24 protein-coding genes are annotated in these 25,097 nt (G+C 61.9%); 12 read left to right on the top strand and 12 right to left on the bottom strand.

The window, feature by feature from the left end; translation table 11 throughout:
* Positions 1–213 precede the first annotated feature (213 nt).
* Together AC07NV_RS15200 and AC07NV_RS15195 are read right to left on the bottom strand one after the other, a co-directional pair.
* On the bottom strand, positions 214–2,661 hold the full coding sequence (locus tag AC07NV_RS15200; RefSeq protein ID WP_495167283.1) for a TonB-dependent receptor: 2,448 nt from the start codon (positions 2,659–2,661) through the stop codon (positions 214–216).
* Positions 2,662–2,822: 161 nt separating this feature from the next.
* Positions 2,823–2,993 (bottom strand): YezD family protein, encoded by a 171-nt coding sequence (locus AC07NV_RS15195; protein WP_495167202.1) that lies wholly within the window; start codon positions 2,991–2,993, stop codon positions 2,823–2,825.
* A gap of 191 nt (positions 2,994–3,184) precedes the next feature.
* Between AC07NV_RS15195 and AC07NV_RS15190 the strand changes: the two genes are divergently transcribed.
* From AC07NV_RS15190 to AC07NV_RS15155, 8 genes are all read left to right on the top strand, one after another.
* Positions 3,185–4,189, top strand: a complete 1,005-nt coding sequence (locus tag AC07NV_RS15190; protein ID WP_495167201.1) for an NAD(P)H-dependent flavin oxidoreductase — start codon at positions 3,185–3,187, stop codon at positions 4,187–4,189.
* A gap of 32 nt (positions 4,190–4,221) precedes the next feature.
* Positions 4,222–4,971: a hypothetical protein gene (locus AC07NV_RS15185; protein WP_495167200.1), complete on the top strand. Its 750-nt coding sequence runs from the start codon at positions 4,222–4,224 to the stop codon at positions 4,969–4,971.
* A gap of 87 nt (positions 4,972–5,058) precedes the next feature.
* The gene (gene ptsP / locus AC07NV_RS15180; protein ID WP_495167199.1) at positions 5,059–7,359 is read left to right on the top strand and encodes a phosphoenolpyruvate--protein phosphotransferase; all 2,301 of its coding nucleotides are present in this window, start codon (positions 5,059–5,061) and stop codon (positions 7,357–7,359) included.
* A 119-nt stretch (positions 7,360–7,478) separates the two neighbouring features.
* Positions 7,479–8,480 (top strand): glycosyltransferase family 2 protein, encoded by a 1,002-nt coding sequence (locus AC07NV_RS15175; protein WP_495167198.1) that lies wholly within the window; start codon positions 7,479–7,481, stop codon positions 8,478–8,480.
* Entirely contained in the window at positions 8,477–9,184 is a 708-nt protein-coding gene (locus AC07NV_RS15170) for a class I SAM-dependent methyltransferase (protein WP_495167197.1), read from the top strand. Before AC07NV_RS15175 ends, AC07NV_RS15170 begins: the two co-directional genes overlap by 4 nt.
* Positions 9,181–9,570, top strand: a complete 390-nt coding sequence (locus tag AC07NV_RS15165) for a GtrA family protein (protein WP_495167196.1) — start codon at positions 9,181–9,183, stop codon at positions 9,568–9,570. Before AC07NV_RS15170 ends, AC07NV_RS15165 begins: the two co-directional genes overlap by 4 nt.
* On the top strand, positions 9,567–10,313 hold the full coding sequence (locus AC07NV_RS15160) for a TylF/MycF/NovP-related O-methyltransferase (RefSeq protein WP_495167195.1): 747 nt from the start codon (positions 9,567–9,569) through the stop codon (positions 10,311–10,313). The genes AC07NV_RS15165 and AC07NV_RS15160 overlap by 4 nt, the downstream gene beginning before the upstream one ends.
* 4 nt (positions 10,314–10,317) lie before the next feature.
* Positions 10,318–11,430: a glycosyltransferase family 4 protein gene (locus tag AC07NV_RS15155; RefSeq protein ID WP_495167194.1), complete on the top strand. Its 1,113-nt coding sequence runs from the start codon at positions 10,318–10,320 to the stop codon at positions 11,428–11,430.
* On the opposite strand, the gene AC07NV_RS15150 is transcribed toward AC07NV_RS15155, so the two are convergent.
* Positions 11,431–12,891 carry a glycosyltransferase family protein gene (locus tag AC07NV_RS15150; protein ID WP_495167193.1) on the bottom strand — a complete coding sequence of 487 codons (1,461 nt, stop codon included), beginning with the start codon at positions 12,889–12,891 and terminating at the stop codon, positions 11,431–11,433. It lies immediately after the preceding gene.
* 387 nt (positions 12,892–13,278) lie between these two features.
* Between AC07NV_RS15150 and AC07NV_RS15145 the strand changes: the two genes are divergently transcribed.
* Positions 13,279–13,695 (top strand): GFA family protein, encoded by a 417-nt coding sequence (locus AC07NV_RS15145; protein WP_495167192.1) that lies wholly within the window; start codon positions 13,279–13,281, stop codon positions 13,693–13,695.
* 2 nt (positions 13,696–13,697) lie between these two features.
* Here AC07NV_RS15145 and AC07NV_RS15140 read toward each other — a convergent pair whose 3' ends face one another.
* The 7 genes from AC07NV_RS15140 to ybeY form a co-directional block, all read right to left on the bottom strand.
* Complete coding sequence (locus tag AC07NV_RS15140) at positions 13,698–15,059, bottom strand: serine hydrolase domain-containing protein (RefSeq protein WP_495167191.1); 1,362 nt, start codon at positions 15,057–15,059, stop codon at positions 13,698–13,700.
* A 13-nt stretch (positions 15,060–15,072) separates the two neighbouring features.
* Positions 15,073–15,426 carry an MmcQ/YjbR family DNA-binding protein gene (locus AC07NV_RS15135; RefSeq protein ID WP_495167190.1) on the bottom strand — a complete coding sequence of 118 codons (354 nt, stop codon included), beginning with the start codon at positions 15,424–15,426 and terminating at the stop codon, positions 15,073–15,075.
* A 14-nt stretch (positions 15,427–15,440) separates the two neighbouring features.
* Positions 15,441–16,187, bottom strand: a complete 747-nt coding sequence (locus AC07NV_RS15130; RefSeq protein WP_495167189.1) for a hypothetical protein — start codon at positions 16,185–16,187, stop codon at positions 15,441–15,443.
* 75 nt (positions 16,188–16,262) lie between these two features.
* Positions 16,263–17,582, bottom strand: a complete 1,320-nt coding sequence (locus tag AC07NV_RS15125; protein WP_495167188.1) for a replication-associated recombination protein A — start codon at positions 17,580–17,582, stop codon at positions 16,263–16,265.
* 7 nt (positions 17,583–17,589) lie between these two features.
* Positions 17,590–18,747 carry a glycosyltransferase family 4 protein gene (locus tag AC07NV_RS15120; RefSeq protein ID WP_495167187.1) on the bottom strand — a complete coding sequence of 386 codons (1,158 nt, stop codon included), beginning with the start codon at positions 18,745–18,747 and terminating at the stop codon, positions 17,590–17,592.
* 41 nt (positions 18,748–18,788) lie between these two features.
* Entirely contained in the window at positions 18,789–19,730 is a 942-nt protein-coding gene (locus AC07NV_RS15115; protein WP_495167186.1) for a hemolysin family protein, read from the bottom strand.
* 29 nt (positions 19,731–19,759) lie between these two features.
* On the bottom strand, positions 19,760–20,257 hold the full coding sequence (gene ybeY, locus AC07NV_RS15110) for an rRNA maturation RNase YbeY (protein WP_495167185.1): 498 nt from the start codon (positions 20,255–20,257) through the stop codon (positions 19,760–19,762).
* A 460-nt stretch (positions 20,258–20,717) separates the two neighbouring features.
* Here ybeY and AC07NV_RS15105 point away from each other — a divergent pair, with 460 nt between their 5' ends.
* Together AC07NV_RS15105 and AC07NV_RS15100 are read left to right on the top strand one after the other, a co-directional pair.
* Positions 20,718–21,596: an OmpA family protein gene (locus AC07NV_RS15105; protein ID WP_495167184.1), complete on the top strand. Its 879-nt coding sequence runs from the start codon at positions 20,718–20,720 to the stop codon at positions 21,594–21,596.
* 236 nt (positions 21,597–21,832) lie between these two features.
* Positions 21,833–22,999, top strand: a complete 1,167-nt coding sequence (locus tag AC07NV_RS15100) for a serine hydrolase domain-containing protein (protein ID WP_495167183.1) — start codon at positions 21,833–21,835, stop codon at positions 22,997–22,999.
* A 36-nt stretch (positions 23,000–23,035) separates the two neighbouring features.
* Here the strand turns inward: AC07NV_RS15100 and AC07NV_RS15095 are convergent, their stop codons facing one another.
* Positions 23,036–23,902 carry a sigma-70 family RNA polymerase sigma factor gene (locus AC07NV_RS15095; RefSeq protein WP_495167182.1) on the bottom strand — a complete coding sequence of 289 codons (867 nt, stop codon included), beginning with the start codon at positions 23,900–23,902 and terminating at the stop codon, positions 23,036–23,038.
* Entirely contained in the window at positions 23,902–24,357 is a 456-nt protein-coding gene (locus AC07NV_RS15090) for a carboxymuconolactone decarboxylase family protein (RefSeq protein WP_495167181.1), read from the bottom strand. The genes AC07NV_RS15095 and AC07NV_RS15090 overlap by 1 nt, the downstream gene beginning before the upstream one ends.
* Positions 24,358–24,563: 206 nt before the next feature.
* Here AC07NV_RS15090 and AC07NV_RS15085 point away from each other — a divergent pair, with 206 nt between their 5' ends.
* Positions 24,564–24,944 carry a DoxX family protein gene (locus tag AC07NV_RS15085; protein ID WP_495167180.1) on the top strand — a complete coding sequence of 127 codons (381 nt, stop codon included), beginning with the start codon at positions 24,564–24,566 and terminating at the stop codon, positions 24,942–24,944.
* The last annotated feature ends 153 nt before the right edge of the window (positions 24,945–25,097 follow it).

Here is a 25,097-nt window from a genome sequence, read left to right as displayed (position 1 = left end):
ACTTTGGGGTCGCCGGATGGCTTCCGGTGCGGGCGCGTGGCGAGTCGATGCCGTCATCCTTTCGCTCTGACCGGGGGAGGATAGGCCGCCCTTCCCGATCGACCTAAACGAATAAGCTGAATTCAGTGATTGAGTGGTCCGATTACCGACAGCATGAAAAAGGCCGCCCCCCTGGTGGGGAGCGGCCCGTTTCCTTGCGCTGCAGAAATGCGGTTAGAAGCTGAACTTCACCGTCCCGCCCCATGTCTGCGGATCGCCCGGCTGGCCGGCGATCAGACCGACATTGCCCGGCGCGACCTGCAGCGTCTCGATATAGTTCACATCGAAGGCATTGCGGACCCAGCCGAAGATGTCGAAGCCCTCAGCCCGGAAGCCGACGCGGAAGTTAGTCAGGGCATAGCCTTTGACGTCGGTGTAGATCGACGGCGATGCGTTCGAATTCCAGTGCGAGCGATAATTGCCGTCGACGCCCAGATAGATCTGGCCTTCCTTCGCCAGCAGCGTGACCGGCGCATTGGCCTCGGCACCATAGGAGAAGGCCCATTTCGATACGCCCGGCAGATCGAAGCCGGAGATGTCGCACTGCCGCGGGCTGAGCGCGCCCGGAACACCCGGCTGCGAATAGTCGGGCGCAGCACCGGGGGCCTGCAAGGTGCCGCCGGAAAGCTCGGGCGGGCACGGCGCGTTGGTGAACTTCTTATATTTGGCGTCGGTGTAGGCGCCGTTGGCATAGGCCGTGAAGCGGTCGCTGGGGCGGATCTTGAAATCGGCTTCAAGGCCTTGCGAGACGACCTTTTCGGCATTGGCGAGATAGCCGCGGACGGTGCCGAACTGGCCGCCGTTCACCGTCGCCTGAAAGTCCTTGATCTCGGTGCGGAAGGCCGCGAGGTTAAACGTCGCGCGGCGGTTCCAGAACGAGGTTTTGAGGCCGACTTCGAAATGGTTGACCGATTCAGGCTTCACCGTACTCGCGGACAGATCGGGCAGATTGGTCGCGCTATTGAGCGGCAAGCCGTTCTGGTTGATGCCCACCGTCTTGAAGCTCTTGGCATAGGTCGCATAGGCCAGAATGTCCGGCGTGATCTTGTAGTTCACGTTCAGATCGTAGCTGAAGTTCCAGTCGCTGACCGACGGCGAGGTACTCTGCGGCTGATAGACGCCGCACTGCGCCGCGAGCGGCGTATTGGCAGCTGGCACCGGTGTGCAACTGATGACCTGCCCTGCGCCGTTGGTCACCACGCGCTGGTAGAAGCCGTCTTTCTTGTCGTAGTTGACCCGGATACCCGGCTGAATGGTCAGTTCGGGCGTCAGCTTGTAGCTGAGCTGGCCATAGAGCGCCGCGCTGGTGCTTTTGAGGAACTGCGTGTTGCTGGCGGTCAAGCCGTTGAGGATCGCGGGATTGTTTGCGCCCTGCGCTGTTGTCAGGCTCCACAGGCTCGCATTCGGACCTTGCTGTTCGGTGCCCTGGGTGTCGATCCGCTGTTTGAAGCCGAACAACCCGACGACGAAGTCGAGCTTGTCGCCCGAATAATTGTAGCGGAATTCCTGGCTGTACTGATCCTGCTGCGACGGGTTCTGCGACTTGGAGACAATCGACGCGCCGGTGAAGTCACGGTCGTTCTCGGGCTTCCAGTCCCAGAAGCGCCACGCGGTGATCGAAGTGAAGGTACCGGGCCCCACATCCCACTTCACCTTCGCCGAAACGCCGCCGATCTTGTTGCCCGCGTTGAGACTGGCGTCGATGTCGGTCAGCCGGTCATAGACGTTGCGGCTGGGCACAGCATAGTTCCGCCCCGGATTGGCGGCGTTCAGCTTCGCGATCAGCGCATCATACTGGCGGTCGAGCGCGCGCTGCGTCCTGCCGACGCGGACGAAGGCCGTGCCATAGCCTTCGGGGTCCTGCTTGCTGTAGTCACCCGACAGCGTGATGCTGAGATCTTCGCTGGGTTTGAACAACAGCTGGCCGCGAAGACCCAGATTGTCCTGTTCGTTGATCCAGCGGTCGCTCGTGACATTGAACAGCGTCCCGCGCCGGCTGGTCGCGGCGATCGCGATGCGCGCGGCGATGGTATCGGTCAGCGGACCGGAGACCGCGGCCTTGGCCTGCCGGTAATTGAGGTTGCCGACGCTGAGTTCTGCCCGGCCTTCGAAATCGAAGGTCGGCTGGTTGGTCGTGATGTTGATCGCGCCCGCGGTGGTGTTCTTGCCGTACAGCGTGCCCTGCGGCCCGCGCAGAACCTCGACCTGATCGACGTCGAGAAAATCGAAGGTCGCGGCGGCAACGCGCGAATTATAGACGTCGTCGACATAGATGCCGACGCCCTGTTCGAAACCGTCGCTGGTCAGGCCGTAGGGTACGCCAAGGCCGCGGATGTTGACCGACGTGTTGCGCGGGTTGGTGGTATAAACCTGGAGTGTCGGCGCAAGTTGCTGAAGCTTCACGACGTTGAAGTTACCCGTGGCCTCGATCGAATCGCCGCGGATCACCGAAATCGCCACCGGCACTTCCTGTGCGGTTTCCTGACGGCGGCGCGCGGTCACGATGATCACATCGCCGCGGCTGACGTCATCGGTCTGGTCGGCGGCAACGGCTGTGCCCGCAGCCGCTTCGTCGATCGCAGCGCTGTCCCCCTCTTCCGCTGCTGCCTGCCCGGGAAGCATCAGAAGGAAAGACAAGGTCAAAATTGATGCCGGAACTCGCCGGCGGATGGACGGATATTTCGCAGTCATGGGTCGGTTCCTGTTGCAATAGAAATCACCACATCCGGGTGTCCGGTCTGCGGCAGAGAGGGGGACATGATCCCCCGTTGGGAGCTGTTGAATCAGTTGGGGTAGCGGTGACGCTCGGTCACATCGACCTGCACCAGCCGCCCTTCGTGGACGGTCAGCTGAATCGCGCCGAACTTCAGCTTTTCCAGGGCCTCCAGCACGGTCTGGACGGCGCGCGGCGCCTGTTCGGGGCCGCCGTTGGCGGCCTCCTTAACGGAGCTCATGATAATTCCTTTCCCTTCTGGATTCGTCGGCGCACTTTTATTCTAAGTGAATTAGTAGACAATGATTGTTTTGCTTTCTGCGTCGAAAGGTTCGGTTGTCGCGCCAAACGGATTCGGGCGTGCGACGGGACGACGGACACGATGCCGCAAGGGATTGCGCGCGAGTCCCAGTGCTGGCAAAGGCAGCTTCAATGAGCAAAATTAACGATCTGATGGCCCGCGGAACCGAGCTTCTCGGCAGCGACTATGCCATCCTTTGCGGTGCGATGAGCTGGGTCTCCGAACGCCATCTGGTCAGTGCGATCAGCAATGCCGGCGGCTTTGGCTTGATCGCGTGCGGCGCGATGACCCCCGAACTGCTCGATACAGAAATCGCGGCGACCAAGGCGCTCGCGACGCGCAATTTCGGCGTCAATCTGATCACGATGCATCCGCAGCTATTCGAGCTGATCGACGTTTGCGCGAAGCATGGCGTCGGTCATGTCGTGCTGGCGGGCGGGCTGCCGCCAAAGGGCAGCCTTGAGGCAATCAAAGCTTCGGGCGCGAAAGTCATCTGCTTCGCGCCGACGCTGGCAATGGGTAAGAAGCTGATCCGCTCTGGGGTCGATGCGCTGGTAATCGAAGGGATGGAGGCTGGCGGCCACATCGGCCCGGTCTCGACCAGCGTGCTGGCGCAGGAAATTCTGCCGACGCTGGCGGAGGAAGTCCCGGTCTTTGTTGCGGGGGGCATCGGGCGCGGCGAAGCCATCGCCGCCTATCTCGAAATGGGCGCATCGGGCGTCCAGCTCGGCACGCGTTTCGTGTGCGCGACCGAGAGCATTGCGCACCCCAATTTCAAAAAAGCCTTCCTCCGCGCATCGGCGCGCGAAGCGGTCGCAAGCGTCCAGATCGATCCGCGCCTGCCTGTCATTCCCGTCCGCGCGCTGAAGAATGCGGGGACCGAAGCCTTCACCGCGAAACAGCGCGAGGTCGCCAACAAGCTCGACAAGGGCGAAGTCGACATGATGGAGGCTCAGCTTGAAATCGAGCACTACTGGGCGGGCGCATTGCGTCGCGCCGTCATCGACGGCGACGTTGAAAATGGTTCGTTAATGGCAGGGCAATCTGTCGGTATGGTATCGGAAGAAGAGAGTGTGCCGGCGATCGTCGCATCTCTGGTGCAACAGGCCGAAGCTGCGTTGCGCGCTCGGGGTTAATGCCGCATGGTGATGCGGCTGGGGAGTGGGTCATGAATTTGTCGCGTAAGATCATCGTAGCGGGCTTACTGGCGAGTGTCGCCGCCTGCGCGCCCAAACCCCCTCCGCCGCCCCCGCCCCCGCCGCCTCGCCCCGTCGTCGTTGTCGTGCCGCCGCGCCCGTTGCCGCCGGGCAATGCGTCGCTGACGCAGATTCTGCCGGGGCGTGCGATCGACGGCCACTTTGTAACCGCGAACAGCAATGTCACCGGCGACCGCGCTTTCTGGCAGCTCAAAATCGGGCTCAACGTCGCGGCCATCGGCTGCCGCGGGCTCGAAGAGACGACGCTCATTTCGGCGTACAACAATATCATCAAGACCCACGGTAAGGTGATCAAGTCGACCGAGAAGTCGGTGATCACCCAGCTCGGCAAGGATAATCGCAACAATGGCATCGCCCCGCGCGACCGCCTGTCGACGCAGCTGTTCAACTATTTCGCGCAGCCCCCGGCGCAGCGTGCTTTCTGCGCCCGTGCCAACGAGATCGCCCAGCTCGTGTCGGCTACACCGACCGCGCAGCTCGTCGAACAGGCGCCCGCACATCTCGCCCGGCTCGATCAGCCGTTTCACGATTTCTATGAAGCCTATGCCCGCTATCAGTCCGATGTCGCCGCGTGGGACGCCAAATATGCGCCGCCGCCGGCGATCATGAGCGCGCCCGCACCGCTCGGGCCGACGGTCACCACCGGCACCACGCCGGGTACATTGGCAACGGCGCCCGCCACACCGACCGGAAACCACTGACGCGGCGCTCACCGGGCGCCAGAATAGATCAGACAATCGCGCGCGGGGTATTGGCGCTGGTCGCATCCATCTGTTAGCAGGGTTGCGATGACCAACGCCCCGCCTCCGCCCTCGTCGGCCGCCCAGTCGGCGCGCACCATCCTGACCCGGCTGCACGAGGTCATGGCATCGCGTGCCAACGCGCAGGGCAAACTGAACCAGGTTGTCGGGATCATCGGCGAATGCCTCAACAGCGAGGTTTGCTCGATTTATCTGCTGCGCGAAGGCGCGCTCGAACTTTATGCGACGCGCGGACTGAAGCAGGAGGCGGTGCACGTGACCCGCCTCGGCCTTGGCGAAGGGCTGGTCGGCATGATCGCCGATCAGATCGAAACGCTGAACCTCGACGAAGCCGCAGCGCATCCCGACTTTTCCTATCGCCCAGAAACCGGCGAGGAACTGTTCCACAGCTTTGCCGGCGTGCCGATCATCCGCCGCGAACGTGCGGTCGGCGTGCTTTGCGTCCAGCATAGCGACCCGCGCCGCTATGACGATATCGAGATCGAGACGCTGCAGACCGTCGCGATGGTACTGTCCGAACTCATCTCCAACGCCGACCTCGTCGACACCGCCGCGCGCACCGACGCCGCCGCGGCCGACCAGTCGGCGCAGCGGCTGAACGGGCAAAAGCTGGTCGACGGCATGGGCGCCGGGGTCGCGGTATTCCATCAGCCGCGCATCACCATCGAACATACCGTCGCCGACGATACCGAGGCCGAGCGCCACCGCGTCTATGCCGCGTTCGACAAGATGCGCGAGCAGATCGACCGCATGGCGAGCTCGGCCGATTTCGGGGTTGGCGGCGAACATGAAGAGGTCATCGAGACCTACAAGATGTTCGCTTATGACGAAGGATGGTCGCGCCGGATCAACGAAGCGATCGACAGCGGGCTGACCGCCGAAGCGGCGATCGAACGCGTCCAGCAACGCACCCGGATGCGGATGCGCCAGATCGACGACCCGTTGCTGCGCGACCGCATGCACGACCTCGAGGATCTGTCGAACCGGCTGATCCGCATCGTGTCGGGACAGATGGGCACCGCGGCGCAAATGGGGGGACTGCGACAGGATTCGATCCTGATCGCGCGCAACCTCGGCCCCGCCGAATTGCTCGAATATGACCGTCGCCGCCTGAAGGGCGTCGTGCTCGAGGAAGGGTCACTGACCGCTCACGTCATCATCGTCGCGCGCGCGATGGGGGTTCCCGTGATGGGCCGGGTCAGCGACGTGCGCGCTTCGATCCGCGAAGGCGATTTGCTGCTGCTCGATTCGGCGGCGGGCACGGTGCATGTCCGGCCAACTCAGGCGGTGCAGGATGCCTTCGACGCCAAGTTGGAAGTGTCGCAAAAGCGCCGCGCAAATCTCGCCTCGCTGCGCGACCTGCCTGCGGTGACCAAGGACGGCGTGCCGATCGAGCTGATGATCAACGCCGGGCTGCGCGAGGATATAGCCGCGCTCGACCTGACGGGCGCGCGCGGGATCGGGCTGTTCCGTACCGAATTCCAGTTCCTTGTGTCGGCGACGCTGCCGTCCCGCGACCGCCAGCAGCGGCTCTATCGCGACGTGCTCGACGCGGCGGGTGACCGGCCGGTGATCTTCCGCACGGTCGACATCGGCGGCGACAAGGCGCTGCCTTATATGAACGTCGGCGACAACGCGCAGGAAGAAAACCCGGCGATGGGCTGGCGCGCGCTGCGCCTCGCGCTTGAGCGCGAGGGATTGCTAAAGGTTCAGGCACGCGCACTGATGGAAGCCGCCGCCGGGCGGACGCTTAACGTCATGTTCCCGATGGTGTCCGAACCATGGGAATATGAAGCCGCACGTAACCTCTTCGTCGGCCAGCGGGCGTGGCTCGCCAGCCACAACAAGAAGCTGCCGGCCGCGATCCGCTATGGCGCTATGCTAGAGGTGCCGGGCCTTCTCGAAACGCTTGACCTGATGCTGCCGCATCTCGACTTTCTGTCGATCGGAACCAACGATCTGACGCAGTTCCTGTTCGCCGCCGACCGGGCGCACCCGCGGCTCGCCGAACGCTATGACTGGCTGTCGCCGATCGTCATGCGCTATCTGGCCCGCGTCGTCCGAACGGTGTCGGGATCGAAGGTGGCGCTGGGCGTCTGCGGTGAAATGGGCGGCCGGCCGCTGGAAGCCATGGCCTTGCTCGGCATCGGCATCGAACGGCTGTCGATCACGCCCGCCGGCGTCGGCCCGGTCAAGGCGATGATCCGGTCGCTCGATCTCGCCGCGCTGCGCGCCGATATGCCGGCGATCCTTGCCCAGCCATCGCCCAACCCGCGCGGCCAATATCAGGCGTGGGCAGAAACACATCAGGTCGATCTGGGCGATTGAAAAGACCGAAAAGCCTGCCTGTATCGCCCCGGTGGCACCCCGGACCTAACAGCTTGTTAACCAATCACCTCTAGCTTCTGGCAAGACTTTGGTGGGGTCTGGCAGGGGTTTCCAGAAAAATGTTCATGCGTCTTGGGCCGTTCGATGCGTCGCATTCGCTTCTGGAAGCGGGCGTATCGCCAACAATTGCCGTACTGCTGCCCTGCTATAATGAAGGCTTGGCGATCCACGCGGTGATCGAACGTTTCCGCGCCGCGCTGCCCGACGCCAAAATCTATGTCTATGATAATAACAGCACTGACGGATCGGCGACGATAGCCCACGCCGCGGGTGCGATCGTCCGCAACGAACCCCAACAAGGCAAGGGTCATGTCGTCAGGCGCATGTTCGCCGACATCGACGCCGACATCTATCTGATGTGCGACGCCGATGAGACCTATGAAGTCGATGTCGCCCCGCAGTTGGTCGACCGACTCATCGATCAAGGACTCGACATGGTGGTTGGTACCCGCACCGACGTCAGCGGCACCGCCTATCGACCGGCGCACCGGTTCGGCAACTGGATGCTGACATCGCTGGTGCGCGCGATGTTCGGGGGCGGATTCAGCGATATGCTGAGCGGCTATCGCGTTTTCTCGCGACGGTTCGTCAAATCCTTTCCGTTGATGTCGCAAGGCTTCGAAATCGAAACGGAGCTGACCATCCACGCGCTGCAATTGGGAATGCCGACCAGCGAGATGCCGACGCGCTTTTCCGATCGCGTCGCGGGATCGGAAAGCAAACTGCGGACCGTATCGGACGGCATCCGAATCCTGTGGACGATCGTGACCCTGTTGAAACAGGAAAGGCCGTTCTTCCTGTTTGGCCTGGCTGCGCTGGCGATGATGGGCCTGTCTTTGCTATTCGGCTATCCCGTAATCACCGAATATATGCGTAGCGGGACGGTGCCGCGGCTGCCGATGGCGGTCCTGGCGACCGGCACGATGATCCTCGCGTCGCTCAGCCTGTTCACCGGCCTGATCCTCGACACGGTGACGCGCGGCCGCAAGGAAGCAAAGCTGCTGCGTTACCTGGGGCTGTCGGGCATTCACGCGCGGATCGCGGAACGCAGCGGGTTATGACATCTGACACCAATCATCCCGGACGACGCCTCCACCCGCGCATTTTCGATACCGACTGGTTGATGCTCCGCGGAATGACCCGTTCGCTCAGCCGCCTGATCGCCAACCATGTCCGCGTCGGCGATACCGTCCTCGATTTCGGGTGCGGCAACATGCCGTATCGACCGTTGATCGAAGACCGCGGCGCCATCTATCTCGGCGCTGATTTCGGCGACGAAGCGGCGGTTCCCATCTCCGCAGACGGGCTGCTAGCGATTGCGGACGCCACTGTCGATGTGGTTATTTCGGTCCAGGTGCTGGAACATGTGCGCGATCTCGATGCCTATTTCGCCGAAATCGCGCGTGTGTTGAAACCCGACGGCACCTTGTTGCTTTCGACGCATGGCACTTGGCTGTATCATCCCCATCCGGAAGACCATCGACGCTGGACCCGCCCCGGCCTAGTCAACGACATCGAAACGCGCGGCTTCGCTGTCCGCCATGTCGATTCCATCGTCGGCCCTCTTGGCACCACGACAATGATCCGGCTGACCGGATTCGCCTTTTTCCTGCATCGTTTGCCGTTGATCGGCCCGCTCGTGACGGCGCTGCTCGCCATCGTTATGAATGCTCGTGGCTGGATAGAGGAAAAACTCACGCCCGAACCTATCCGCTATGACAATGGCTGCGTCTATGTAACGCATTGCGAAAAGCTGGCGGCGTGATCGATATCCCGCAAACCTTTCGCTATTCGATTGTTTCTGGCGCCTGCTTGCTGCTCGGGCTGACCCTGATTCCGTTGTTGAACTGGTGGGGGCTGCATTATGCACTGGCAACATTTGCTGCCTTTTGCCTGATCGCCGTCATCGGTTTTCTGGCACATTGTTACTGGACGTTCGGTGTCGAACGAAAATTTTCGTCCTTTGTTCGTTATGTTTCAGCGATAGCGTTGAACCTTCCACTGACGATCATCCTGATCGGCATCGGTCACGATCTTTTGGGAATATCCGTCGCCGTCTCGACCGCCGCCGCGTCTGCGACGCTATTTGTCTGGAATTATCTTGCTGCGCGCTGGGCGGTCTTGCAGCATTCACCGGGAGCATCACAGTGAGTTTCAGCGAAACCGTCGGCCGTTATTGTGAACGTGCGCTCAACAGTCAGGCAGCACTGAAGTGGAGAATGCCGGACGTCGATGTCGGGGCGCGGGAAATATTTCGGCGCGTTGCGCCTTTTACGATGACCTCTCCGGAACGCATCGCGGCCCTTTGCGATGCGGTGCATTATGTGACGAAGGCCGGGATTCCAGGCGCTTACGTCGAATGCGGCGTGTGGCGCGGGGGAAGCAGCATGGCGGCAGCGCTTAGCCTGATGACGGACGGAGACAGCGACCGAGACCTTTTCCTGTTTGATACGTTCGAGGGCATGTCGGCGCCTACCGAGCATGATGTTCGCGCAGAAGACAGGACGTCCGCGGCGAAGCTGCTCGATAGCTCGACCAAAGCAGAAAAAATCTGGTGCCGCGCGTCGATCGAAGACGTAACAGCCAATATGGCGTCGACAGGCTATCCTTCCGACAAGATTCATCTTTGCAAAGGCATGGTAGAGGAAACCCTGCCCGGTCAGGCACCAGACAAAATTGCCCTGCTGCGCCTCGACACCGACTGGTATGAATCCACCAAACACGAGCTTGAACATCTTTACCCCCGCCTTGCGGTAGGCGGCGTCCTGATCATCGACGATTATGGATATTGGGCGGGCGCGCGGAAAGCGGTCGACGAATATTTCGTCGACCACCCGGTCTTGCTCAACCGAATTGACCGGACCGGGCGCATCGCCATCAAGGTCACATCTTGATCCCGTGCATATCCTTTCTATCAGCAATTTCTTCGACACGCATGGCGGCGGACTTGAAAGGGTCGCGGGACAGCTCAGCCGGGAGTTCATCGCGGCCGGACATAGCGCGGCATGGGCGGCAAGCGATGCCGATGGGCTGCCCGAAAGCCCGGCACAGCTGATCGGCCTGCGCTGCGCCAACCCGACCGAGAAATTGACCGGCCTGCCCATGCCGTTGCCCGGTCCCCGCTCGACCGCGCGGTTGTGGCGCGCAATCCGTGGGGCCGATGCTGTCGTGATTCACGACGCGCTATATGTGACATCCGTCCTCGCGATGCTTTTCGCCAAAATCGCACGCAAGCCGACCGTCATGGTCCAGCACATCGGTACCATCCCTTTTGCCAGCCCACTGCTAAATGCGATGATGCGTCTCGCCAACGCCGTCGTCACCCGGCCGATGATGAGCGCCACCGACCAGCTTGCCTTCATCAGCGCGACCGTGCGCGACGATCTGTTGGGGGCACCGGCACAGCAGAAATCGCTGCTCGTGTTCAACGGCGTCGACCAGTCAGTCTTTAACGCGCTGCCCCGGTCGCAGCCCGGCGAAACGCGCACGCACTGGGGCCTGCCGATCGATGCGAGGCTGGCGGTGTTCGTGGGCCGGTTCGTCGAAAAAAAAGGCTTGCGTGTCCTCAAACTGCTCGCGGAGCGACGCCCCGACGTGCATTTCGCCCTTCTCGGGCAGGGAGCGATCAATCCGCGCGAATGGGGTCTGCCGAATGTGCATGTCCTCGATCAGCAACCCCAAGACCTCGTCGCCGACCTTTATCGCGCCGCCGATATGCTGCTGCTGCCAAGCGTCGGCGAAGGTTATCCGCTTGTCGTCCAGGAAGCCATGGCGTGCGGGCTCTCGGTAATCTGCGGCGAAGGTAGCGCCGAGGCCGATCCGGCAGCCAGCCAGTGGCTGATTGGCATCGACATCGACCTCGCCGATCCGCATGGGTCGGCCGCTCGCTGTGCTGCTGCCATCGACAGGCTCGCCACGTCGCCGGTCGATACGGCCGCCATGGCGCGGTATGCGGCGGAAAATTACAATTGGCGCCGGATGGCGACCGCCTTGCTCGACGGCTTGCGCTAGTCACTCAACAATCGTCGTCCGGCATCCAAGCTGCCGTAGCCGAGCAGCGACCGTCCGATTGGCATTTGCAGTGAGGGCATTTCGATCGGCAAAGCCGTAATAGTCCCGGATTGGCTGGACCAGTCCATCGCCAGCAAAAGCGACCGACGGTGCCGGCTGCCCCGAGCAGAGAGATCGCGCAAGATCGATGTCGATCTGGCCGCGCACCAGTCGTATCGGCCTTTCGTCAAGCCGCGGCGGATTAATCACCAGATCGATGACAAAGGGCGCATCACCTTCGCCGACCACCGCATAATCGGCAGCGCTGGCTGCAATGCGCTGCGACGCGCGCGCGGCCGGTGCATAAAAGCTATGCGCCATCCACGCCTGCAAGGGAAAGAGGATGATCAACCCGGCCGCCGTCGTCCGCACCAGCAGGGGCCGCCAACGCGCTTGCATCTCGCCCAACGACATCCAGCCATAGACGGCGAGAAGGACAAAATTGCCGATCAGGCCATGGAAATAGCGATAGCCAAATCCATGCCCCTGATAAGGCAGGATGATCAGCATGACAGTAGCCGTAAGTATGATTCCCGCTACCAGCGCGCCGGCGAGCCGGTCCTTGCGCGCGATCGCCATCCCCAAAAACAAGAGGGGTAAAAGCAGCAGATGTTGCCATGCAAAAAAGCGAAGGACGTTCGACACCATGTTGACGAGGCGCGCGCCGTCACCCTGGATGACAGTCGTGACGAGCCGACTGACATAGTCGATGCCCTCGGCTTTGGGAGCCAGAGCATTTCCCTCGACCAACGACCACATCGCATTGGGCCACCACGCCCAGAAGACGCCAATAGCGGCATATCCAAGAAAATACACGACCGCTCGGCGCCATTCACTTTCCAGCACCAGCAGGAACAGGATGGGAGCGACGAACATCGGATGCATGATCGGTTGATGTAGCCCCACTGCGACGAAGCCCACGGCAAGCGCCGCGAAATCAGCCGGCATGGTGCGGCGCAGAAAGAGCCAAAGCCAGCAAAGGTTTAGCGCGAGATGCGCCGGCATGGCATAGGCCGTCATGCCGTTGAACAGGACTTGCCCCGATCCAAGATAGAGCAGAAACGCCACGACCGCTGCCTCGCGGTCACCGGGCCATATGCGCCGTGCACATCCCCATAGCGCCGCCGCGCCGAGAAACAGCATCGCGGGCCCGGTCAAGGCGGCGTCGCCAATCAGACCAAAGAGCGCCCGCAGCGCTGCATTCAACGGCAGATAGGCTGATATCCAGCCCGCCGTCTGGCTCGTGGGATACATGAACATCGTATTGAGCGCTTCGGCATGATAGCGCCAAATACCTCCCAGCGGCGCCACGAGCTGCCCCCGGGCAAAAACGGCGGCATCGAAAGTTGCCATTTGCTCGTCGCGGCTCATGTCATGTCCGGACAATATCCAGTAATGCCCCGCGAAAGCGACGATCGCCATGACGGCTCCCATTACGAGCACGAGCCGCCAGCCGCCGGTGAAGGCCGGCACGCGCGCGGAAAGCCGCCAGATACAAAGCGCAAGCAATAGCGCGCCGGCAAGCAGCAGCCATCGATCTTGCCGATGCAGAAAGAATAGCGTCAGATTGAGGTCAGGAGGCAGCAGCGCCGCAAGCGCAAAAGCCGTCGCCGCAAAAATCGCCGGGCGCTGCACCGTGAGGCCGAGAAACTCTTTCGTTGTCACTGGTCGATTGAATCCGTCATCGCAGCCTCGTGACACATCATGGATAATTCGACGTTAACTTCCAACGAAACACATCGTCAAAGCTTTTGCCGCATCATAATGTTTATGTTATGTTCTCTACTCGATTCCCCGAGGAGAGAGATAATGAACGAGCAAGCCCCCCGTGCGAGCGGCCAATGTCATTGCGGTGCGATCAGCTATTCGATGAGCACTGCGGTCCAGCATCATGCACTGTGTCATTGCAAGGATTGCCGCCGACATGCGGGTGCGCCGATGGTTGGGTGGGGGCTGGTCGGACAGGATGAGATCGACATTAGCGGAACGGCGAAAATCTATGCTTCGTCGGAGCATGGCCGACGGCACTTCTGCGACAATTGCGGCACCGGACTTTTCTATACCAACGAAGCCATTTTCCCGGGCCAGATCGACGTGCAGGTTGCAACGCTGGATGATCCCGATCTGATCCCGGCACAGGCGCAGATCCAGACCGCCGAACGCATCGGCTGGATGGAAAAGCTCGATAGCCTTCCGGCCTTCGAACGGTATCCGCCGTTCGAATAGAGTCAGCGGGCCCCGTCGGCGGCAACGACCGCTTTGACGAACGCCGCTATATCGAGGCGGTTCTTGTCGTCGTCATAACCTTGACGCACGATCACGAGCTGGCGTGACGGGATGATAACCAGATACTGGCCGCGATTGCCGAAGGCGCCAAAGGCGTCGGCGGGGATGCCCTCTGATTTGTTGAGCAACCAGAAGCCCGCACCATAGCCGAACTCACCGTCGGGCTGCGGGCCGCTGGGCGTGGTGACGAAGGTCCGCCAATCCGCGGGCAGCAAGCGCTTGCCGTCCCACACGCCGTCATTCTGATAGAGCAGCCCAAGCCGCGCGAGATCGCGCGCGGTCGTCCACACTTGGCTCGACAGGATATAATCGCCATCTTTGTCATGCTCGGCAAAGGTGCGCGTCATGCCGATCCGGTCGAAAAAGGCGGAGGGATCAAGCGTCGCTCCTGCCTTCTTTTGCGCGGCTTTCAATGACAGCGCCGCGAGCATCGTATCGTTGTTGGCATAGCGATAGCGCGTGTTCGGCGGGTTCAGCAGCGGCCACTGCGTCGTCCACTGCCGCACCGATGCGCCACCCATATAGATTGCGTCGCTGCGATTGCCCGCGGTGTCGCTCGTCAACCCGCTCGCCATGCGCATCAGCTGTTCTGTTGTAATCTTCGAGCGCGGATCGCCGGGTGTCTGCCATTCGGCGATCATCGCGGGCTTCGTCACGTCGATCTGACCCTCCAACGCTGCATGGCCGATCAAAGTCGCCGCCATCGATTTGGCGACCGAAAAAGTCCGCTGCGCCGTCTGGCTGTTGTGACTGCGCCGATAATGTTCGCCGACAATTATGCCGCCCTTGACGATCAGGACGGCGCTCGTCTGCCCGCCGAAACGCGCGGTATCGATCGCCGCAAGCTCAAAAGCGGTGGGCAAATGTGGTATCACAGCACGTCCGCCCACGTCACCGAGCGGCCAGGGCCGCTCATCGAGATCGGGGCGCGGGCGGTTTGGCGGACCTTCGATCCGCGTCGACTGTGCGCCGATCGGCAGCGTGACGCAGCCGGCGCGGCTATCCCATTCTGCGATCCGCGGCGGCATATCGTCGCGATACCGCACGCTCACCCGCTTCGCCTTGTCGTCGACATCGGCCTTGAGCACGCGAACATCGGCTTCGATCTCGGGATAAATGCCCGTCAATTCATCCCGCTCGATCGCTTCGAGCGGCTTGCCCCCGCCGTTCCACAGGGAGGAGCAGACGAAGCTCGCGCGGTAGCCCGCGGCCCAAGCGCGGTTCAGCTCGGCATTCGCTTTCGGCACGGGCGTCTGGGCATAGGCAGGAAGCGCGCAGCCGGTCAGCGCCAGGCCCAAGATCAACCGGCACAACATATCAGGGCCGCTCGCCAAAAGCCTGTCGCTGCTCCTTTTTCGCGCGATCCCACCATGCACGCCGCAGGACATTGGCGACGCGCTCTGGATCGCCAGACCCGAAACGGACGAGCAGCGCGTGCCAGCCGACATAATGCGGTGTCTGCCAGAAGGTGTCCGGATCGGTTTCAAGCAGGATTTCCTTTTCGTCGGGTTTGCACATCACGGCAAAACTGCCCGGCTCGCGTCCGGGCGACGCGAGCGCCTTGCCATTAAGCTTGGGACAGGGGGTGCCGTAAAAAGAGAGCATTTCGACATCAGGAAATGCGCACGCAAAAGCGACCACATCATCCCAGCTGTCGAATTTAGCCGCCATTACGTCCAGCCGTATCAGTCTTCGAGCGTCCCTGCCGTGACCTCGACGTCACGCCCCAAGGGCTGCATGGGCTGGAAGCGCAAGCGCGTCAACACCAGCCGGTCGCCCTGAATGTCGAGGTCGTAATAGGCGGTCCCGCCGCGCGGACAGCAAGTACCGTCACCATCGCGCGCAACGGGCACCGACGCGAACATCTCGTCGAACGAGAAGCGCGCCGGACCGCGCAGCCAATAGCCTTTCGGCAGCATCCGGCTCCCTTGCTCTGACCAGTCGGACAAATCGACCCTGCGCCATTTGGGCGTCACCTTGTCGCTGGCGAACAACGCATCGGCATTGCCGCCGCCGCTCCCCGCAAGCGTCCCTTCGACATGGACGAGGCGGCTCCTCTCGCCATCGACGACCAGATCGGGCGTCCCGATCGATCCCGAGCTTTCGGTAAATCCTGCGAGCACGGCCTTCCCTGCCTTGTCCTGCGACAGCAGCACCAGCATCCGCGCGCCCGGCCCGTCGCGCGGCGCCAGCAACATCCTTTGCCAGAGCAAGATCCGGCCCGGTTCAGCCGTGTTGATCCGCCCGCTCGCTTCGACGCTGCAGCGCCCCCCAAAATCATAGAGGCATCGTTGCGCGATGGTCGACACGCGCGCGCGCGTCAGCACGATCTTCGCCGTCACTTCCGCAGCGGTGCATCTGGTTTCGATAGAGCCGCCTGGACAGGACAGGATCGGTGTCGCTGCAGCGGCAAGGACAAGCGCCAATGCCATGATGACTACCCCGGTTCCGGCGCGACCCGAACAGCCGAAAACTATACCTGTGCGCGTTGCGGCGCAAGGCTGACGTCAGTCGCGCACGCGGCGTCTTTCGTCCCACCAGGCAAGCCGCTCGGCGATGCGCTTTTCGAAGCCGCGATCCACAGGGCTATAGAATTCCACAGGCGCCATCTCGTCGGGCCAGTAATTATCGCCCGAAAATCCGTCGGGCGCATCATGGTCGTAGCTATAGCCGGCGCCATAGCCCAGGTCTTTCATCAGCTTGGTCGGCGCGTTGAGGATATTGGCGGGCGGCGCGAGACTGCCGGTGTCCCGTGCGGCAGTCCATGCCGCCTTTTGCGCGGCATAGGCCGCGTTCGATTTCGGCGCGGTCGCCAGATAGAGGCACGCCTGGACGATCGCGAGTTCGCCCTCGGGCGATCCCAGAAACTGATAGGCATCCTTCGCCGCGAGGCATTGCACCAGCGCCTGCGGATCGGCGAGGCCGATATCTTCGCTCGCAAAGCGCACCAGTCGGCGCATCACATAAAGTGGCTCCTCGCCCGCGACGAGCATGCGCGCAAGCCAATAGAGCGACGCCTGCGGGTCGGAACCGCGCAGCGCCTTATGCAGCGCCGAGATCAGGTTATATTGACCGTCCCGATCCTTGTCATAGACCGGCATGCGGCGGTGGAGGAATTGCGCGAGTTCGGCGGGGTCGAGTGGCGTATCGATCGCGGCAGCGAACAAGGTTTCGACCTGATTGAGCAGGAAGCGTCCATCGCCGTCGGCGCTGGCAACCAGCGCCGCCTTGGCATCGCCGGTGACCGGAAGGCCGCGCCCGACTTCGCCCTCGGCGCGTTCGACGAGAGTCGCAAGCGCCTCTTCGCCAAGCCGGTTCAGCACCAGCACCTGTGCCCGCGACAGCAGCGCCGCGTTCAGCGCGAAGCTGGGGTTTTCGGTCGTCGCGCCGACCAGCACCACCGTACCGCGCTCGACATAGGGCAGGAAACCATCCTGCTGTGCACGATTGAAGCGATGGATTTCGTCGACGAAGAGCAAGGTGCGCTTGCCCGCCGCGGCCATCTTCTCGGCATCGGCAAACGCCTGACGGAGGTCGGCGACCCCCGAGAACACCGCCGACAGCGCAGCAAAACGCATTCCGACCGCTTCGGCGAGCAGTCGCGCGATCGTCGTCTTGCCGGTGCCCGGCGGCCCCCAGAGGATGATCGACGACAATTGTCCGGCCGCGACCATCCGGCCGATGGTCCCTTCGGGCCCGGTCAGATGTTCCTGCCCAACCACATCGGCGAGCACACGCGGGCGCAGCCGTTCGGCGAGCGGCACGGGGCCGGTGGCGGCGCCTTCGCGCTGAGCCGGTGCATCGCCGCCGAACAGATCCTCGGCCATCGGACGCTCAGGCCCCGCGCCGCTGTTTCTGGCGGATCAGGCGCAAATAGGTATCGGCAACCGCCTGATTGATGGCGTCCCATTGATAGGCGCCGCTTTCGAGCACGGCAGCCACACCATGTTCGGAGCGAAGCTGGATGTCGCGGCAATAACGCTGCAGATGATCGGCAAAGCCGGTGATCGAGCCCGGCGAGACAAGGTAACCGGTCTGGCCATGCTTGACGATGCTGGCGCTGCCGGTCGCGCGCGCCGCAACGACGGGCAGGCCGCAAGCCATCGCTTCGAGCGTCACATTGCCGAAAGTTTCGGTGACCGACGGATTGAAGAAAATGTCGCACGACGCCAGCGCATGGGCGAGATCCTCGCCTCCCTGGAAGCCGACGAAGCTGGCATTCGGCAGGCGCGATTCAAACCATTCGCCCGCCGGTCCCTCGCCGATCACGACGACCTTGTGCGGTACGCCGCGCCGCTGGAGCACGTCGATCGCATCGGCGAAAACGTCGAGCCCCTTTTCCATCACCAGCCGGCCGAGGAAAGCGATGGCGGGGACGCCGTCCTCGATGCCAAGCGAGCGGCGCCACGCCATATCGCGGCGGCCGGGATTAAAAATCCCCTGCTCGACGCCGCGGGTCCAGATACCGATGTCGTAATTCATCCGCTGCTCGCGCAGCACTTGTGCAAAGCTTTCGGACGGCGCGATCAGCGCATCGCATTTGCGGTAAAGCTTGCGCAGCCAAGCGACCATGACGGGTTCGAGAAACGACAGATTATAATAGCGGACATAGGTTTCGAAGCGCGTGTGCACCGAACAGGCAACCGGTAATCGGCGGCGCCGCGCCCACGCCGCCGCTTGCCGCGCCACGCGGTCGGGGCTGGAGATATGAACAATGTTGGGCGCGAAATTGACGATATCCTCGCGAACGCGCGACGAGAAGGAGACGGGTATGCGGTATTCGCTGCGTCCCGGAATGGCGATCGATGGCACGCTGACGAGATCGCCGGTCGGCTCGAAAGCGGGATTGGCGACCGTAGGCGAATAGACGCGCACCGCCGCGCCATGCGCCAGAAGATAGCCGACAAGGCGGTTAAGCGCCTTGTTCGCACCATCGGTGGTCATATTGTAATTGCCGCTGAACAGAGCGATGCGCAGGTCGGAAATGTCCATTGCGCCTGCGCTAGGCGCTTGTACGCGCAAAGGCAATTGCGTCAGAATTCTTCGCTGCGTTCCGACGATGCCTCCAGATCGGCGACGACCGGCGGATGGAGGCGCAGGCGATGGACGCGGCGTTCGTCGGCTTCGGTCACCTCGATTCGCCAACCGCTGGGGTGGAGCAATATCTCGCCGACCTCGGGCACATGCCCCGCCAGCACAGCGGCGAGGCCGCCCAGCGTGTCGACATCTTCCTCGATCTCGGCAAGCCGCGGGTCGATCGCCTCACCGACATCGTCGAGTTCGGCGCGCGCATCGGCTTCCCAGCAACCGCCGTCGCCGGGAAAAAACAGCGCAGTCGGCTCATCGTCATGCTCGTCTTCGATCTCGCCGACGATTTCCTCAACCAGATCCTCGATCGTCAACAGGCCTTCGGTGCCCGAATATTCGTCGATGACGATGGCAAGATGTGTGCGCCTGGCGCGCATTTCGGCAAGCAGGTCGAGCACCCCCATCGATTGCGGGACGTACAGCGGCTGGCGGATCAGGTCGAGCAGCGGCGGCGGAGGTCGCCCCTCGGCAAGCACCGCGAACACGTCCTTCACGTGGATCATGCCGACGACCTCGTCGAGATTCTCGCGATAGACCGGCAGGCGACTGTGTCCCGCTTCGGCGAATTGGGCGACAACCTCGGCAAAGCTCGCGCTTTCGGGGATGGCGATGATGTCGGCGCGGGGCACAGCAACGTCGTCGACGGTCTGTTCGCCGAAGTGCAGCAGGTTGCGCAGCATCTTGCGCTCGATCGGCGACAGGTCGCCGACGACGTTGCTGCCGCGCCGTTCCTGCCCCTCTTCCTCGGCCTCGTCGATGACGTCTTCGATCTGCTCACGCAGCGACGGCTCGTTGTTGCCGCCAAACAGCAATGCCCGGATTCCGGCCCACAGGCCGGATCTACTGTCCTCTTCCGATCGGGTCGAAGATCCCTGGTCGTCGGGCATGTGCGTGTCGTTTCCTGTGTTAACCGAGCTTACGCATATGGATTGGCGATGCCCAGCGATGCAAGCGCTTTCACTTCGAGCGCCTCCATCGCCATGGCGGAGGCCTCGTCCATATGGTCGTAACCGACGAGATGAAGCGTGCCGTGAACGATCAGATGCGTCGCATGATCGGTGATCGAAATGCCCTTTTCCTCGGCCTCGCGGACGCAAGTTTCGCGCGCAAGGACGATGTCGCCGAGCAAAATCTCGCCATCGTCACTATTCGAGAGCGTTTCGAGCAAATCGTCCTGCACTTGCGGAAAAGACAGCACGTTGGTCGGCTTGTCCTTCCCCCGAAAATCGCGGTTGAGCGTGTGAACCTCGGCATCGTCGGTCAGGCGCACCGATATCTCGACCAGCGGCGCGGCGTTGGCAAGCGACGCATAGGGCGTCAGCGCGAGCGCTGCGGCGGCCGCCTCCCCTGCCCGCACCTCCCAGTCGAGCGCGTCGGGCCAGGGCGTCGCGGCGTGAGTCTCGACGCTCAGCATGAAAAATCTCGCACGGAGAGAATGGCGGAAAACTGCGCAACTTCACACTGGAATCGCATTTTCAGGACGGCGCGCGAGGGGGGTGAATGGTCGATGCGGATCATGAATCGACGCTATAACGATGGTGCGATGTAGGACAGCGAAAAAGTGGCCGGGATGCGGGATACCGACAGGCCCACGTCGGGATTCGCGGTGCGGGCGAAGATGCAGATTTATCTGGGGGGGCGTGCACCGCCCTTTTCCGAATGCCGGCCGTCTGGAGGGGCAACCTCCTCCAAATCTGGTCATGGTTAAATCGGCGAACGCCTGAATTTATGGCTGCATGGCGCGGTTTGCATCGGTTCGCCGCACAATCCGCTCGAATTACCGGCAGAACAAACCAACGGTCTTGCGGGGAATCTGCATGTGCAAGAAAGGGCGAATCGAACACGCGGGGGCGGCTCATTGAAGGAGTAGCGTAATGCGTGACATTTCCAAAAGTCCGAGAATATTGCTGGTGCTGGCCATGCTGGCCGGGACCGCGACGGTCAGCCTCGCGGCGCAAGCCCAGGACACGTCCGACGGCGAAGTCATGGCGACCGTCGTTGGCACACTGCCTTCGCCCGAAGAGATGACCAAGGGGCCCAAGGTCGAAGGCATCATCTCGGCGCGCAGCGACGGCCGGATGCAGGTAACGACCGCCGACGGCAACAACACGGCCATCGCCATCGCCGACTATACGAAGATCAAGAGCAGCGGCGGGTTCCTGGGTCTCAGTCGCGACAAGCTTGCCGCGAATTCGCTGCTCAACGGCCTGCCCGTCACAGTCAACACATTGCAGTGGGACGGCGGCCTGGTAGCAAGCCAGGTCGAGCTCAAGAACAAGGATCTCCGGACCGCGTCGATGATCCATACCGGCACCAACCAGCGTTTTGCCGAACAGACTGCGGCAACCGAGGCGCTTCGCAGCCGCGTCGGCGATATCGATCAGTATAATGTCAAAGGCACGACGAACGTGAACTTCGACACCGGCAAGGCCGTGCTGTCCGAGCAAGCGAAAGCCGATCTGTGTACTGCGGCAAATTCGGCGGACGGGATGGACAATGCCCTGCTGCTGGTCGTTGGCTACACCGATTCCACGGGAAGCCAGGAACTCAACCAGGAGCTGAGCGAAAAGCGGGCCAGCCGCGTCGTCAATCACCTTCAGCAGGCCTGCGGCTGGAAACCCTATCGTATGCTGACCCCCACCGGGATGGCCGAAGCCGACCCGGCAGCAGACAATAGCACCCCCGAAGGCAAGGCACAAAACCGCCGCGTTGCGGTGAACATCCTCGTCAGCAAGGGTCTTGACGGTCTGTAAAGATGTGCGGGGTGGGCGCGTCGCCCACCCCGGATTCCCGGCCAGGAAACGCCACTTCGGTGGTGACCGAAATTCAGAATTGGCAGCACCAATCCGGCTGCACATGTGCCTGCGCCCTTAGGCCCGACACAGAAAACCGCGAGGCACCCGGTCCAGCTTGACGACCGCAACTGTGTATTGATATGACAATACACAGTCGCACGCGTTACACTCCTCAAGCTTTGGGTCATCAAATAATGCTGAACAAAATTTCTGCCGCAATCGGTCTGATTGCGGTCATGGGCGGACTTACCCACAGTGCAAACGCCCGCACACCGTCGGTCGCAGAGGCTGAAAACAAGACCGCCGCAATTGAACAGCTGGTCCAAAGCGAAATGGCGGCCCGCGATATTCCCGGGCTGCAAATGGCAATAGTGCAGAATGGCAAGATCGTCTTCACGGGTGCCTATGGTCTGGCCAACAGGGAAACCTCGGCCCCCGTCACGAACAAAACCATTTTCCGCATCAATTCGATCAGCAAGGCCTTTACCGGCGTTGCGGCAATGCAGCTTGTCGAAGCGGGCAAGCTTGATCTTGATGCGCCAATCTCAACCTATCTCGAAAACCTTCCGGAAGCGTGGAGCGGTGTCACCGTTCGGCAGGCTCTCACCCATACATCCGGGCTGCCCGAAATTGTGGATGACAATACCCGGCCGATTGATGGTCTCATTGACCCGGATGCCTCCTGGGCAAGGGTGCAGCAAAATCCCCTGACATTTCCACCCGGAGCGGGATATCGATATAGCCAGACCAACTATGTCGCGATGGGGAAAATCATCGCGAAGCTTTCAGGGAAATCCTTTTCAGATTTCGTGCGCGATCGGCAGCTTAATAAAGCCGGCATGAAGCAGACACGCTTTGCCTATCCTGTCCCGGCCAAGCCTGACCTGGCTGAACTCTATACGCATTTGACGCTGAAGTTTGACGGGATGAAAACTGTCGGCGTTGATCGCAGTGAAACTGCGTTTGTGCGTCAGGAATCATGGACGTCCGCACAATTACTCCCAACCGGTGGTATCCAATCCACGGCCATTGATTTGGCAAAATGGGTTATTGCGATCCAGAAATTGCAACTGGTCAACAAGAACAGCATCGAGGAACTCTGGAAACCACAGCCGCAAAAAGATGGCAGCTATCGCGGCTTCAACGCTTTCATTAACGGCTATGGCTTGGGCTGGCCATCGGTGCGACGCGCCGAGCATCCCGCACTTGCCCTTACTGGCGGCGCACGCGCCACGGTATTCATTTATCCCAAGGACGACCTTAGCGTTGTGGTGCTGACGAACCTGATGGGCGCTTCGCCCGAGAAATTCGTCGACAAAATTGCTTCGCTCTATGTCCCCGGCCTCGCCGCCGAAAAGTGACACCGGCGCCTCCCTCGACGAGAGGGAGGCCGCCACTCAATGCATATGGCGCAGCTTGTCGGGGTTGCGCATGACATAGATGGCGGCGACCTTGCCGTCCTCGATCTCGAGCGCGGTGGTCTGAAATTCGCCATCGGCCTCGCGGGTGACAAAGCCCGGGAGGCCGTTGATCGTGCCGGTGTGGACCAGCGTCGAGCCATATTTGCCGAACAGCACCGCGAGGCTGCGGTGGAGTTTGAGTACGATATCGTACCCAAGCACCGGCTCCATTGCCGCGGGACGCTTGCCGCCGCCGTCGGACCACATGCCGACGTCGGCCGCCAGCAGCGCGCCGAGCGCGCCCATGTCGCCGCTGCGCGATGCGGCGAAAAAGGCGTCGGCGATCTGGAGTCCCTGCGCCTTCTCGAGCTTGTAGCGCGGCCGCGCCTCGCGAACATGCGTGCGAGCGCGCGCGGCAAGCTGGCGTGTCGCTGCGGGATCGCGATCGATGGTTTTGGCCACCTCGTCGAACTCGACGCCAAAGACATCGTGAAGCAGGAAAGCAGCGCGCTCGAGCGGCGAGAGGCGTTCGAGCGCGAGCATCAGCGGTAGTGTGACGTCGTCCTCTTCTTCCTCCTCGACCAGCGGGTCGGGGAGCCAGGGGCCGACATAGGTTTCGCGCTGGTGGCGCGCCGACTTGATCTGGTCGAGACACAGCCGCGTCACGGTGCGGCGCAGGAAGGCTGCGGGCTCGCGCACCTCGCTGCGATCGACGCCGAGCCAGCGGATGAAGGCATCCTGCACCACATCCTCGGCATCGGCGACCGAACCGAGCATGCGATATGCAACGCGGGTGAGCAGCGGGCGCAGCGGGTCGAAACTCACCGCCGCGTCCGCCGCTTCATGATGTCCCTGCGGGGTCATCAGGCCGCCTTGACCGCCGGGCCTTCGTACCAAAGGTCGAAACCGACCGCGATCCGGTTCCAGCCATTGATCACATTGATCATCACGGTCAGATTCATCTGTTCTTCCTGCGTGAAATGCGTTTCGAGCGCCTCTTTGGCGAATTTATGTGTGTGTCCTCCCGGCAGCATGGTCAAGGCGTCGGTCCACGCCAGCGCGGCGCGTTCGCGGTCGCTGAAGACCGGGGCTTCGCGCCAGGCCGACAGCAGGTAGATGCGCTGTTCGGTCTCGCCCTTCGCACGGGCCTCGGCGGTGTGCATGTTGATGCAGTTCGCGCAGCCGTTGAGGATCGACGAGCGGATTTTAACGAGTTCGATCAGGCTTGTCTCAAGGCTCTTTTCGGCTGCGAGACTGACCGCCATCCACTGCTTCATCAGCTGCGGCGAGACGGCGAAGGGGTCGGTTATCTTGGTCATGTCATGCTCCTTTGCGTGGGTTATGCTGACTTGACGAGACGGCGCGCGCGGATGTGACATGCCGTGCGAAAAAATTTCACCGACGCCGTTCCACATCGGGCCCGAACGTGTCGAGGCGCAGGAAACGCTATGTTTCGACAATCATACTTTGACTGACCCCGAAGCTGGACTAGCATCCCTGTCTTTCGACACGGAGGGGATCAATCATGAAATTTCTCGATGGTTTTGGCGCGCAGGCCTATGCGCTGCTGCGGATTGTCGCCGGCCTGTTGTTCCTTGCGCATGGCGTACAGAAGTTCTTCGGCTTCCCGGTCGCCTTTCCGATGCCGCTCAACCCGATGCTCTATGCCGCAGGAACGATCGAACTGATCGCAGGCGCCCTGATCATCATCGGCCTGTTCACCCGCCCCGCGGCTTTCATTGCCAGCGGCATGTCGGCGGTCGGTTACTGGGTCGCGCACGCCAGCCAGGGCGCCTTCCCGATCGTCAACGACGGCGAGACCATCATCCTCTACTGCTTCATCTTCCTCTTCATCGCGACGCGCGGCGCCGGGATCTGGAGCGTCGAAGGCGCGACGAAAAAATAGAGCGTTGCGCCAATATCCCTACGTCGGCTCAACGGGTTTGGTGACGCGCTGATTTCGATCTCGCTTGTTCCCGAAAACGAGGATGCGGAGCCGTTCTACGGCGCGATCAAATGCTGCGAACCGACGCCATAGGTCGCGGCGCAACGGCGCGAT

The organism is Sphingopyxis sp. GW821-FHT10B01, from assembly GCF_059415685.1.
This window is presented reverse-complemented; position numbering and strand designations above follow the sequence as displayed.